Here is a 13,332-nt window from a genome sequence, read left to right as displayed (position 1 = left end):
TTCACTACGGACTTGTTTGTACAAAATTGCCACCCTTGTCATAGTAACCATAGACAATTTCAGGTCCATCTTCTTGTGTAGAATCGACTGTAGTTGATGGTGCAGTATCTGGTAAGCCATCGCCATCTAAATCCATTTCTAAATCCGGATCGGTTGTCCCTTCATTTTGTGTTGAAGCAGTCACTAAGACAGGTTCTCTTGATGAACGAGTCACTATCCGATTTTGTGGTGCATAGTACTCTTTGCTTACTAATTGTTCTTTCGTTGCACCATTCTCAACAATTGAACGGTAAACCTCAATACGAACACCTTCTTGACCTTCTTGCTCTATACGTTCTTGACCGGCCTTTAACTCATCCGAATAGCGATAAATAACACGTGGTTTAACAATTTTATCTTTGCTTACACGAACTTTTATTTCCTTGTCCTTTGTTGCTGCAAAGATTTCTATTTTTAATTTATTTCCCTCAAGCGTTGTTTTCAGTTTCCCAGGTTGATTTGATTTATTAATAAACTGGAGGTCTTTTTCTAAAAAGGGATTTACATCTGCTCCAATACCTTGTTGTAAGTATGAAGGTATGATTTGTTGAGAATGACGCTCTAGAATTTCATAGTCGGTTTGAAGTAATACACTATAAAGTATGGATGCAATAAAATTTAGGCTTGCTTCATTTACCAAATTCGATTGTTCACCTAGTAAAGCAAGAAATGACATAGGTTGATTTGGAACGATTAACACATCATTTAATAATGACGTAATTTTGGATATGTCTTGTACCGCTCCAGGTACCTCAGCAACTTGAAAAGCAATTCTTTCCTCTGCTTGCGTGAAATCCTTCTTGACGACCGCTTCCATTTCATGATCTTTTAAATTGCTTGCCTGTGTTGTTATTTGAAGAAGTGTTTTTTCTGTATCCCAGGCTCCAACTGACTCAACTTGTTGAACTACTGTTTCGTTAGCTGTTACTGGAATCGGAATATGTACAGCTTTGTCCTTTTGCCAAAATGCATACCAAGGCTTTTCTGTCAATGACTTGTACTGAGTAATTACTGAAGATATATCAAATGACAAATTATTAGATGGAAAAGTAATACTTACCTCTCCTGCATTTACAGTAATAGGTGTTTCAGCCCACGCATCAATGGCTTCTTGAAGCTTCATTTCTAACTCATTTTCTTTTAGATTACCTATTTCAATATCGCCGATTGTCGACAAACTACTATGTCCATTTGCAAATACAGTACTGTTTTCTAGCATAAGAGATAGGCTTACACCAATTAATGTAAATAATAAAACAATTGTTCCTACTATTTTTTTTATGTATCTGTTCATCGACACTCACCTTCCGTTAAAATCCTTTATGAGTAAATGTCCTTATTAATTATTGCCTTTACTATATAAAAAATACTATAATTCAATTACAAAATACAATACTTTTTCCGTAATAAATTAGTAAAGTACTTATTTCTTTTTAATTAGTTTCAAAAAAACATAAAGAAAGAGGTGATAAGACCTATAAAACACAAATAATTATCGAATTTTATTAAAAATATTCGACACATTCAAAACACTTTTGCCTCTTTACAGGAAGGTATATCAAACTAGCTGAAAGTATAATAGATATGTAAATTTTCCTTATTCATGTAAATACATATATTTTTTCACTAAAAGAAAAAGGAAGTTAGAATGGATTGATGCGTAGAATTTTATATTTTATTGAAGAATGGAAGTGATTTTATGTTTATAAAAAAAAAGCAACAAGGATTTACACTTGTTGAAGTTCTTGCTTCGCTCGTAATCATCACGATTATTCTACTGAGCTTTTTCTCATTTTTTATTAGTACCGCGAAAACAACGAAGACATCCAGCACCATCTTTGATGCTACTTACTATGCTCAGAAGGAAATGGAAGAGCTTTATAACATTACTCAAAGTACATTAATCAAAAAAAATGATACTAATATAAAAAAAAGAAAAGATATTATTCTAGCCGTTTCAAGGATTGGTTTTAAACAAGATGTGGATTCCTTTACGAAAGAAGGCGAAGTATTTAACTATAGACTTAAGATTAAATATGAGGATTTAGATAGAAATTTAACTCGCTTTACTATATATGCATGTGAAAAAGGTAAAGCATGCGAAAACGCTGCTATAAAAGCTCAAATGGAGAGCATCTATGAATGGAGGCTAGATAATGAAGATACATAAGGAATCTGGCTTAACACTTGTCGAAGTTTTAGCCGTTATCGTCATTTCAAGCCTGATTGCCCTAATAATTTATTCTGTCCTTTCCCAAAGCTCAACTAATTATCACAAACAAGCTGAGACAAACAAAAATATTAATGATGCCGCCTATGCTTTAAAGGTGATTACAAAAGAAATACGTAAAAATCCAAATACTGTTTCTTCAAACTACCGTACAGAATTAACTATTAACAGAGGATTTGAAGGAGAAATACAATTTGTTTTAGATAAAGAGAAACAAAGCATAAATAGAAATGGTGTTATTTTCTCTACAGGTGTTCAGGATTTTGAAATTAATTTTACTGGGCAAGCCATTACAATAATAATTACAAATGTACAAGGTAAAAAATTTTCTGCTGAATTATATTTAAGAAAGGCGGGAACAAAGTGAGACAAAAATATTTACTAAAAAATGAACATGGTTATACTTTTCTAATTGCCCTCTTCGTTATTGTTTTAATTTCAGTACTAGGGCTCGGATTAATGTTCATAACATCAAACACATTAAATATTACGAAACATGAGCGCAATGACCAATCTGTATTTTATATTGCCGAGGCTGATTTAAATGTAAAGAGAGCAGAAATTAATAATGAACTTGAGTCTGTCTTAATTCCGTTTTTAAACAAGTATAATAATAATGCGAATTTTGATATAGAAAAAGATGGGGATAAAATTGAAAAAGAATACCTCGAGTTAGCAGATGAATATTTAACTCAGAAAATAAATGGACTTGAAGTTGAGAAATGGGCTGAAGTTGGGAAATGGGCTGAAGTAACAAATTACGAAAAACAAAAAGGGCTTCAACCTTCATCCCAGGTAACATTAATAAAAGATCAACCATATACTTACACCTTAAAATCCGAAGCAAAAATTGATGGAACGTCTAGAACACTATCACAAACCTTTACGATCAAAAAACCTGTGAAGGAAAAATCCGAAGATGAAGAAGTTCCACCTTCCACTAACTATAATTTCTGCTATGGCATGTTAACAAACTCATTTACAACAACGAATACACTAAATACTGATGCTGACATTGTTTCATTAAATGATTTAACAATTAATAATACAGGTACTCTCGGAAAGAATATTTATGCAAAAGGAGCAATTACATTTACTAATACATCCACTATTAATGGTGATGTCATATCATTAAATAATATAATTATTAAAAATGGAGCAACATTTAATAAAGATATAATTTCTAAAGGCAATATAATAGCTAGCGGTGGTTCTCCACGTATTAACGGTAATATTTTTTCTATGGGTAACATTAACCTTAAGGTAGGCATTGATGCAACAAAAACAGATGGATTTGTATATGCCCATAAAAACTTTTTAAATGAAAAAGGTTCCGATATTAGCGGAGTGATATTCGGGAAAGAAAGTGTTAAAGATTCGACAAACTGGGCTACGGGTTTAGGAAGAAAAAGATATTCGATGGGGGATATTATTTATCATAAAGGCGATAGTACTACTAATATTAAAGCTGAGAACGAAGAAAAGTTTAATCAATATTTAGCTAGTGAAAATGTAGATTATAACTACTATTTAAATAAATTAAGTGATAGGCACGAAACCCCGAACAATAACAACTGTGAAAATCAGTCATTTGTAAATGCGCAAATTCCCGAGCTTCCTCCATTTCTAAATGTTGATAGCTCAAATTTTGAAAAGATAAATGACTTATCACTTAGTGGAGGCCAGGCAAAAATAATTACTCTAACTAATAATAGTTATATTAAAAACGTCTCCATTAACAGCAATTTAACTTTAACGATTGATGTTGGCAATCAAAACAGGACTCTTGTTATTGATCACTTAAATGCAAGTAACGGACATATTCAAATTAAAGGTACTGGTAAATTAAATCTACTGGTGAAAAATGATCTATCTATTGTAAATTTTTCTAGTAATGAAAGAAGTCCTTTTGATACAACAGTTTACTACGAGGGACCTAGTGCTATAAATGTTTCTAAAAAATTTGAAAGTAACTTATATGTCAAAAATAGTGCTGTAAGTATAACTTCTGATGGTCATATTTCAGGAAATCTATTAATTGCTAGTAATAAAACTATGGATGTCACTGGAAATACTATGTTTGGAAATGAAGATCACCATAGTGTTATATTAGTTCCTAATGCTTCTTTAAATTTCAGTGGTAGTTCACAGATTTTTGGAACTATCATAGGAAATAAGATTGATGCAGTTGGCTCAAACACGCGCCATAAATTTGATAAATCTAAATTAAATTTAGATCTATTTTCTCCATCAGAAAAACAAAAATATTCTACAGATGGTGACTTTATTAATCCTGATGCACCAATAGAAACTTCGTAGACTTCTAAGTGCTGAAAAGAATATAAGAAATCCGAAAGAGTTCTAGCCTATTTGTCTGAAGATTTTAAAAGAGATTCCAAAAAACTTTGGAATCTCTTTTTCTTTTTATTTTTTCAACAACCTACCCGACAACAGCAACCCAATCCCACCTATCGAAATAAACAGGATTGCTCGTATTAATAAGTCTAAAGCGGATAAATCAAAGAATATAAGCTTAATAAACGCAATCACTAAGATGACAAAACCTGTTAGGCGTAATGTTTGTAAGTTACGCACAGTGCTAAGCCATAGCGAAATACTCGCTGTCAGGAATAATGTGATCGTTGAAAAGGCAATGCTTAGTTTCCAATCAAGCAAACTATTATAGGAAAGTTGGTATATGAGACCCCAAACCGATATCATCGTAAGCACAATACCTGCACTTACAATTTGGTCTAGAAGTTTCTCTGCTTGCTCTTGATAGATTTGATAAATGCGACCCTTCATCAGTACATCAATCATAATTGCTACGATCACAGCAATATACACGATTCTTGTTACTATATTTAGCCACTCGACACCCTGCATATTGTACGGAATAATTTCAAGCATTACGGTGAAGAGAACGAAAAATCCACTAAGGACTGGCGTTAATGCACGACCCTTGTATTTTGTTGGTACTAAAAGTGATCCCACGAATAGTAAAGCGAGGATCAAACACGTTAGATGCGGGATATTACCAACACTTGCAAAGTACGTTCCATCCAGCTTTCCGATATAGGCTAAGAAATAACCAGCCGTAATAACCGCTACAATATCAACCACATACATTTCCTTCATAAACTTTTCGAAGGATGTCAGTGTCTCTTTTGGACGTCTCGCATATACATAAATAATTAGGAGATATATTCCCGGCATTATCAAGCTAACATGATCTATGCTGAACAATGGTGTCGGCTCATGAATAATAAAGCTTAAAGCGAGTGCAATCGCAAATAAAAATGAGCCGACAACCTTCATCATACTTGCTCGCAAACGTAAACCCATCATAACGCCTGCAAAGATGATGAATGGGATTAATAAATGATCCACTTTCTCTGGTAAATTCATAACTAGTAGCGTATTACATAGTGTAATAAATGCGAGTGTTACGGCACTATCAAATGCCTCCTGCCATTTTTGCTTATAGCCATAACCCGCTAAAACCGCAAATAAGATGACTAATATGAGTAATAGTGCTTCGTTATATTCAATAAATCTAATGATAAAGTTCATGAGCAATAAACTAAAGGTTCCAAGGCTAAATTGGAGTCCAACATGAATATGTTTCCATTTAGACTCTGCATTATATAAACGGCACCAACTCGTGTAAAAAATAGATAGGACAACAAGCAAACCTATTGCAAAAACTGCTTGATTGTCATCGTTCATAAACGCTACAATGCTGACAGCTAGCACAGAGAAAAAGGTTGCTATATAGAGTGCCAATTTCTGCTTGTGGTGATGAATGACCAATTGCAGCATCGTAAATAGCACAATCACATAGATTAAAATAATAACAGGACTAAAATCCATATATTCTAGTAAATAAGGTAGTAATAGTGAGGTGAATGCTACAAACACTGTTAATACCTCATTTTTCTTTAAAAAGCTAATAGCAATACCGTAGCCGATATAAACAACGGCAATAACAAGTGCCATCGTTAAACCTATAATTTCATACAATATTGCACTAGCGGCTGTTGTTAATATCCCAACAATAAATGCCCCGCCGTATAAGGAAATTGTTATGGCTGGTGATCCTATTTTTTTATGCTCCAACACATAAGCTATTGCGGCTAAGGCAAGAGATAATGCATAAGCGAGGATGATTTTAACCTCGTTCGATAAAAAGCCATAATCACTCACGAGTTTAAGGCCCCAAAGCACCCCCATCACTAAAATAACCATAAATAATTTTGGAAGTGCCCACATAATACGCTCCTCCAATGTTCGCTGTGGCTGCATCTTTTTTTCTGGAGCTGTCATTGTTTTTGGCTTTGGATTCGGATTTGGATTCGAATTTGGCTTTAGGTTTTGCGCTGGTTTTGGCGTAGATTGCTCAATCATGGCTTTTCTGGCACTTAGTGTACTTATTTTTTCAACAGATTGTTGACGCTTTAAGTCCTCTAATTCCTGCCGTAAATCCATCATTTCCTGTTCGAGCTTGGCAACCCTCTGTTCCATTTCAAGCGACATTCAATCATCCTCCCCACTTCATCAATTTTTTAACATTATAACACATTTATCCATATTGTAAAATTACACTTTAAATTTATTTTTACTTCCCTTTTATCTAGGTCTTCGATACATTAAGGCACGTTGACTATCACTGGTTCCCCGTGTAGTTGGATCTACGACAATCCCCATTAAAACGAGAATTGATAATACGGTATTTAAGACGGACGTTAGCTGCTCACTCATTGCACTCGTTAAATCATAGCCAAAAATAGCTGCTACTTGCTGTGCGAGTAATAAAATCAATGAAAATATCGCCAGTAAAAACGGTTTATGCTGAAGACGGATCTTCCAGTTAATTCTCATAAACGCTCACCTCCCCCCTTCTCATCCACAGTATATGCTCCGCGGTAACATGGCACATATGCAAAAATGGAGCTATAAACATGGAATTGGAAGGATTCTTTTAAATATTTTTTTGTTGTGGGAGTTCCATCTATAAATGCGCTTATAAGTATGTACAAAATGCTCATATAACCATGGACATTTTGCTCACCAATGTATATGACAGCTTCACTTGGAGTGGCGAGCATGATAGCCTTGTTTGGCTAGTCAGCTCTTGTAGTAGCTGGGTTTTGCCTGCCGATTCATGCAGTAGAAGTCTCCATGTCGAATTGTAATTAATCATTCACATGAATAGAGAAGCTATTTTGAGCGAAAGTGTACCTGCTTAGACAAGCAAAAATGTACATCTCGATGCTGACATTTATACCATCAAAGATTGTCATACTTCCAACAGAAGAATACCATAGGAAACATATGCACCTTCTCTAAATTATTAAAAATTTTCAACCCTCTATATCAATGTGTTTTACTGCGAATACTTTACTCATATAAATAGTTAGGTACAACTTGCTAGTTGATGCCTTCAAATTTACGTAAATGTGGGTGATTGAAATGGTGTATGAGTGGAATGTTTTGAGGGCAATTGCCTGCATATCTATCGTGTTATTACACGTTACAACCAATATGGAAATTATTAACGGCTACATCGACAATCCGTACTATCAATTTTTAGATTAGTATTATGTTTTGCGACGCCAGCCTTCATTCTATTGTCTATCATTATTTTAGCTAAACGCTATCAAGCTGAGCTGCCCCAAAAATTTTTACGCCGGCGGTTTCAATTCGTTTATATTCCATTTGTGGCGGCTAGTATTTTATACGCAGTAAACGCAGCGCTTCATTATGATGAAAGTTTTTGGAATGCGCTTTATCGTCATATTGTTTTAGGAGATTTTTCAGGATGGTTTGTCATGACAATCTTTCAGTTATACATTCTGTTCTTTATTATTAAAAAATGTCAGCTATCAAGCGTCTGGCTAACTCCTATTTTACTTACACTCGCTATTTTATATATGATTCTTGTAAAGCTGAATGTTGATTTCTTTATAGAAAATGATAATCTTGTTCGTTTACTATTTATTGGTTGGCTTCCTTATTTTACAATTGCTTATTTAATCGGTACACATTATAAATGGGTTGCCTTAAATATTGTTAAATACAAATTCGCAACGCTAGTTTTCGTTATTCTTTCAACATGCATATTGGCTATAAACTATAATTTGGGAGCTACTGAAATCATATCAAGACGATTAGATATGATTTTGCTTATCATTTCGATAACTTTGTGCATTTTAGCATGTGGACAAATTACGCCGAAACTAAAAATCATTAATTTAGTAAGTCAATATTCATTTGGTATATTCTTGATTCATTGGCTTATCCAAGAATATTTAGTTCCATATACAGCACAAATACCTACAACCTTAATAAATACAATGCCTAAAAATCCTATATAATTTCATAGTTGCACTCCTAAATAAAATTATTTACATTTTATATTAACATTATTTACCATTATAATACATATTTTCTATTTCTTCACTTACTTTTGGTAAATCCATTCCCTTTTCCCAAATCAAAATTTTATCTTTTGGAGTTCCATAATAAATCTTTTTTATCTCCTTACCACGAGCTTCTTCCTGGTACTTAATGTCAATAAAATGATATCTTTTTTCCAAACCGTTATGTGGTTGTGCTTCTTGCTTAATTATTGGTCGTAAAGGAGTAATATAAAAGTTACCTTCCTTATCCATATCGTAATTTAACCTATCCAAACTATAACCATCATTTGTCTCAGCAAAATAGAAAATTTTGCTGTCTGCCAATTGGCTTACATTCTTTATCTCTACCTCATCAGTTGAAACGCTTATGATTTGCCAATTAAACAAGCCAAAATACCCCAAAATGATAAGCGAAAACAATAATGCACTAATAATTATCCCTTTCATAAAGGATTTAATTCTTGACTGATTCCAAAAAGAAGAAATATTTTTTATAACATTACTATCATTTCTAATTGTTTCGATTTCTTCTTTCGGTAATTTAAAATCAGCATTTAATCTATCTAATTCGTTTTTACAATTATGACACCCAACAAGGTGTTCTTCTACCATCCTTTTGCTCTCATCACTGCATACATCGTCATAATACAACGGAAGCATATCTTTAATGATTTCACATGACACTTTATTACTCATATCTATTCCTCCCTCAGTAAATCTTGAATTTTACCTTTAGCTCGGTGAAATGTTACTCTTGCCCAACTCTCCGTTTTTTCAAAAAGTTGACTTATTTGTTTAAAGGACAGTTCTCCAAACACTCTTAATGTAAAAACTTCTTTATAAGGCTCTTCTAAGCGATGTAAGACCTTATGTAAACGGAAGGTTTCTTCTTTATTCACTATCATTGATTCAATGCTATTCTCGCTTATTTCTTCTGGTATATCGTCTGTAGCATATCGCTTTTGTTTATCGAGATAGGTAAAGTATGTATTTTTTGCTATTTGACAAAGCCATACATTGATTTTGCAATTGCCTTTGAATTTATCAATGCTTTTTAAAGCCTTAAAAAAAGTTTCTTGTGTTATTTCTTCTGCTATCTTTTCATTGCGACTTAATGATAATACAAACGAGTGAACATCTCGGAAATATTGATTGTATATACTCTCAAACTCAGTCACATTTCTACCTCCTTTCATAATTAAGACTAAGTAAAGTGAGTTTCGTTACAAAAATTATAAAAAATTGGCAGACATATAGAAAGTCTGCCTTTAGGTCGTATCGTCCTTATTGAAGCAAACTGCCCCGTTAGCCATCCATGTAGCGCAAAAACCAGCGCTACACCACAGAAAATGAAAGATTATTACGTTCTTTCATGGGAGTTTAAGTACATTTCTTCACAAACTTTATAGTGATAGTATTAACATAAATATCCAACACAAAAACCATCTCTCAACTAATTAAACCTATAGATGGGAGATGATTTTAATCAATCTTTATTTAAAATTATCGAGCTTTGTTATAAATTATCAATCTTAATTAAAAGGCTACACCTTTTGAAAGTTCATGATGGCGAGCCCTTCCATATTGTTGATTTTCAATATCTTCCGTACCCTTACTTCTATCTTCCTCACGATAAGGATTCACATAGAAAATATAATTATCTATATTTGATAATTCAATTTCCGCTATCTACTTGTTTCTTCAAAACCAATAAGACTAGGAATCTTTCACAGTATCCGTGGTAGTACTGTCCATCTTCTTTTCCATAATAGTTCATCAAGTTTTAGATTTATTCTGAAAATAAGGTGGCATAATACTTATTCACAGATTCCAACTTTTTTTGTACGGTTCCATTTATTATTCCGGTTCCAACTTTATTTGTTCTGTACAACTACAATTTTTCTTATCAAATGTATTGACAAAAATATCCTTACGTTATATGGTTAGTTACATAAGTAATTAACCATATAACCAAGGAGGTGGATTGTGATTCATTCTTTAAACAATGAAAAGCCCATTTTCCAGCAAATACGCGAACGAATAGAGGATGGAATTTTAGATGGACATCTGCAACCCGAAGATCGCATTCCATCCACAAATGAATTTGCAAAGGAATATCAAATTAATCCTGCAACAGCTGGAAAGGGCGTGAACGAATTAGTGGATAAAGGTGTAATTTATAAAAAACGCGGTGTCGGCATGTTTGTTAGTATTAATGCTCGCGAGATATTAATTGCAGAGCGTAAGGAAAATTTCTTTCAGCAACATATAGAGCCATTAAAGAAAGAGGCAATAAGATTAGGTATTTCAGATGAAGAATTACAAAATATGTTACAAAGGGGTTAACGTATGATAATCGAAGCGAAAAATGTTAGTAAATCATATAAACATAGGGAAGCTTTAAAAAATATCAATTTTTCAATCGAAGGTCCTAAAATCATTGGATTTTTGGGTCATAATGGCGCTGGCAAAACAACATTCTTAAATTTATTATCAGGACTTATCGCTACGTCTAATGGGAGCATCTCCGTAAATGGCGAAAATGTTTTCAATGCACCTGCAATTTTACGTGATATTTGTTTTGTGGCAGAGAGTCGAAACTTTCAAGAGGAGATGACAATAGCACAAACGTTAAAGGCGAATAGCTTCTTTTATCCGAAATGGGATGCGAATCTCGCAATGGAGCTACTAGAAGTTTTTGCTCTAAATCCAAAGGAAAAGGTGCGCAGTTTATCAAAAGGAATGGTGTCTGCGTTAGGAATCATCACAGGCTTTGCGAGTAATGCAGGGATTACGATCTTTGATGAGCCTTATATCGGACTTGATGTAGCTGCTCGTAATACATTTTATGATTTATTGATTGAACAACAAACCGACAATCCAAGACTTTTTATTTTGTCTACACATTTAATTGATGAAGCAAGTGAGCTATTTGAGGAAATACTTATTTTACACGAAGGACAATTACTGTTTCAGAAAACAGCGGAGGAATGGCATGAGCATATTGTTGCAGTAAAAGGTAGTCCTTCTGATGTTGAGCAGGCAATTAGTGGTCTAAAGAGTATTTATAAGCATACGTTTATGCAGGAGCTAACTGCAATTGTATTCACTGATGGTCAATCCATTGAAGGACAGAATATTATGCTTGAACGTGTTTCATTACAAGATATGTTGGTGTATTTAAGTAAACAGCAGAAAGCGAGGACTATTAAATGAATACAGTAAAGGGTAGTTTGTATGTATTATTTCAAAGCTATAAAAAACAAATTATAACTTTTTGGTGCATTTTATTTTCAATCGTCCTATTTTCGCTTTTCATAGATACTTTTTTTGAACTGCATATTTATTCTTTTTCCATCATGATTTCTATACCTGTTTATATCTTTTCCAGTGTCATGGCAGCAAAGTTACTAAATAAAACCTTGTCCTATTTTTTAAGGCTTGGTTTATGCCGCTTGCAATTTATGTTCAATGTGGGGCTCTTTTTCATCTGTTGGAGCTTAGTAGGTGCCTTCATAATTGGTTGTACACAAAAAATAATTACTTTCGTTTCTAACATATTCATTATTCATCCTATTTTACTTTTTAATAATTCCCCATCATTTTTACAAACGATGGCATTTGATACTGTTTTACTGCTCTTCTTCCTAACAGCCGGCCTTTTGCTGAATGTTGTCTTTTATCGCTTAGGAACTATTGGCGGTTACAGCTTTATAGGGTTACTCGCCTTAATTTCAATTGTTACAATCATTTTCAAGTGGTATTCTTCTTTGTTTGACCTACTATCAAATACGTCTACCTTTACCCTAGTAAGTAGTTTATTAGTTTTTAGTATTTTACTCTACTCTATCCTAACGATGGCGATCCGAAATGCTTCTGTAAATCCCGCATAATTCAACTTGAGGGGTTCGACAGTACGCTTTTACGTTAATCAGAAAATGATGCCAAGTCCAAATTAAAGGTCTTGGCATTTTTTTATTGAGAAAGTTGAAAAATTAACCACGATCATCCTCTTGCATTGTATAGTCAATGGAATTGGCGATATCGACTAACACTTCAGGCGTCACCTTATTTGAAACCCTGTTATCAATCCACAGCATATATTGCCAATCTCCTCTTTCAAAGGCAAGAACATTGAAACCTGAGATTTCCATATAGGTTGCTGTTGTTCCGTTTTTCAAGCCGAATGTCTTTACTATATATTCCTTTTTAGATGATAACTTAAACTGAATAGGTCGAACAGTTATTTTATAATGATGCTCAGGAAGTTGATTATTAATAAATGTAACTTCAAAAAAATCATTCATATCACCATCAAGATCATTAAACCGACCAAAATGATGGGTAAAACTAATAGGAGGTACTCGAAGTGGTAGCTTTAGTTCATGATGAAAGTGCCGTTCAAAATCGGAGGCAGCCGCTTCAACCGTTTTATAGCCTATTTCAGGATAAATTTCTTCATAAGGAGTAAGCGAATCATTTATATAGGCATCACTTGGTTGAGAAAACAATAAATAACAGGAACTTAAGCAGAGAGAAAAAATTCTGTCCATTTTATCACCTCAGTATCACTTTAAGTGTAGTTTTTCCCAATTCAATGAATTTATGTGGCAAGTTACATGATGTTCACTGTTATTTATT

The 13,332-nt window shown here is 33.6% G+C and carries 14 protein-coding genes; 8 read left to right on the top strand and 6 right to left on the bottom strand.

What is annotated here, in order from left to right; genetic code table 11:
- Positions 1-4 precede the first annotated feature (4 nt).
- Positions 5-1,333, bottom strand: a complete 1,329-nt coding sequence (locus AN161_RS10685; RefSeq protein ID WP_053594333.1) for a G5 domain-containing protein — start codon at positions 1,331-1,333, stop codon at positions 5-7.
- 405 nt (positions 1,334-1,738) lie between these two features.
- Between AN161_RS10685 and AN161_RS10680 the strand changes: the two genes are divergently transcribed.
- The 3 genes from AN161_RS10680 to AN161_RS10670 are packed head-to-tail and all read left to right on the top strand — an operon-like array spanning position 1,739 to position 4,588.
- Positions 1,739-2,209, top strand: coding sequence for a prepilin-type N-terminal cleavage/methylation domain-containing protein (locus AN161_RS10680; protein WP_053594332.1), 471 nt, complete (start codon positions 1,739-1,741; stop codon positions 2,207-2,209).
- Positions 2,196-2,636, top strand: coding sequence for a prepilin-type N-terminal cleavage/methylation domain-containing protein (locus tag AN161_RS10675; protein WP_053594331.1), 441 nt, complete (start codon positions 2,196-2,198; stop codon positions 2,634-2,636). The genes AN161_RS10680 and AN161_RS10675 overlap by 14 nt, the downstream gene beginning before the upstream one ends.
- Positions 2,633-4,588, top strand: coding sequence for a hypothetical protein (locus tag AN161_RS10670; protein WP_053594330.1), 1,956 nt, complete (start codon positions 2,633-2,635; stop codon positions 4,586-4,588). Before AN161_RS10675 ends, AN161_RS10670 begins: the two co-directional genes overlap by 4 nt.
- Positions 4,589-4,693: 105 nt before the next feature.
- On the opposite strand, the gene AN161_RS10665 is transcribed toward AN161_RS10670, so the two are convergent.
- Together AN161_RS10665 and AN161_RS10660 are read right to left on the bottom strand one after the other, a co-directional pair.
- On the bottom strand, positions 4,694-6,805 hold the full coding sequence (locus tag AN161_RS10665) for a DUF2339 domain-containing protein (RefSeq protein WP_053594329.1): 2,112 nt from the start codon (positions 6,803-6,805) through the stop codon (positions 4,694-4,696).
- 93 nt (positions 6,806-6,898) lie between these two features.
- Entirely contained in the window at positions 6,899-7,150 is a 252-nt protein-coding gene (locus AN161_RS10660; protein ID WP_053594328.1) for a phage holin, read from the bottom strand.
- A 591-nt stretch (positions 7,151-7,741) separates the two neighbouring features.
- Here AN161_RS10660 and AN161_RS31005 point away from each other — a divergent pair.
- Both AN161_RS31005 and AN161_RS10650 read left to right on the top strand, forming a co-directional pair.
- On the top strand, positions 7,742-7,867 hold the full coding sequence (locus AN161_RS31005) for a hypothetical protein (protein ID WP_277815935.1): 126 nt from the start codon (positions 7,742-7,744) through the stop codon (positions 7,865-7,867).
- Positions 7,868-7,899: 32 nt separating this feature from the next.
- Positions 7,900-8,646 (top strand): acyltransferase, encoded by a 747-nt coding sequence (locus tag AN161_RS10650; RefSeq protein ID WP_075807219.1) that lies wholly within the window; start codon positions 7,900-7,902, stop codon positions 8,644-8,646.
- A 48-nt stretch (positions 8,647-8,694) separates the two neighbouring features.
- Here the strand turns inward: AN161_RS10650 and AN161_RS10645 are convergent, their stop codons facing one another.
- The gene (locus AN161_RS10645) at positions 8,695-9,387 is read right to left on the bottom strand and encodes a zf-HC2 domain-containing protein (protein WP_053594325.1); all 693 of its coding nucleotides are present in this window, start codon (positions 9,385-9,387) and stop codon (positions 8,695-8,697) included.
- A gap of 2 nt (positions 9,388-9,389) precedes the next feature.
- Positions 9,390-9,869: an RNA polymerase sigma factor gene (locus tag AN161_RS10640; RefSeq protein ID WP_053594324.1), complete on the bottom strand. Its 480-nt coding sequence runs from the start codon at positions 9,867-9,869 to the stop codon at positions 9,390-9,392.
- An 808-nt stretch (positions 9,870-10,677) separates the two neighbouring features.
- On the opposite strand from AN161_RS10640, the gene AN161_RS10635 reads away from it, so the two are divergent.
- Genes AN161_RS10635 through AN161_RS10625 form a run of 3 tightly spaced genes read left to right on the top strand, consistent with a single transcriptional unit; the run spans position 10,678 to position 12,584 of the window.
- On the top strand, positions 10,678-11,037 hold the full coding sequence (locus tag AN161_RS10635; RefSeq protein WP_053594323.1) for a GntR family transcriptional regulator: 360 nt from the start codon (positions 10,678-10,680) through the stop codon (positions 11,035-11,037).
- Positions 11,038-11,040: 3 nt separating this feature from the next.
- Positions 11,041-11,907 carry an ABC transporter ATP-binding protein gene (locus AN161_RS10630; protein ID WP_053594322.1) on the top strand — a complete coding sequence of 289 codons (867 nt, stop codon included), beginning with the start codon at positions 11,041-11,043 and terminating at the stop codon, positions 11,905-11,907.
- Positions 11,904-12,584: a hypothetical protein gene (locus AN161_RS10625; protein WP_053594321.1), complete on the top strand. Its 681-nt coding sequence runs from the start codon at positions 11,904-11,906 to the stop codon at positions 12,582-12,584. Before AN161_RS10630 ends, AN161_RS10625 begins: the two co-directional genes overlap by 4 nt.
- A 102-nt stretch (positions 12,585-12,686) precedes the next feature.
- Here the strand turns inward: AN161_RS10625 and AN161_RS10620 are convergent, their stop codons facing one another.
- Positions 12,687-13,244 (bottom strand): hypothetical protein, encoded by a 558-nt coding sequence (locus AN161_RS10620; protein WP_053594320.1) that lies wholly within the window; start codon positions 13,242-13,244, stop codon positions 12,687-12,689.
- Between the last annotated feature and the right edge of the window lie 88 nt (positions 13,245-13,332).

Source organism: Lysinibacillus sp. FJAT-14222 (assembly GCF_001278875.1).
Classification (GTDB): domain Bacteria; phylum Bacillota; class Bacilli; order Bacillales_A; family Planococcaceae; genus Lysinibacillus; species Lysinibacillus agricola.
Note: the sequence above shows the minus strand (reverse complement) of the source record. Positions and strands in the feature narration are given on the sequence as shown.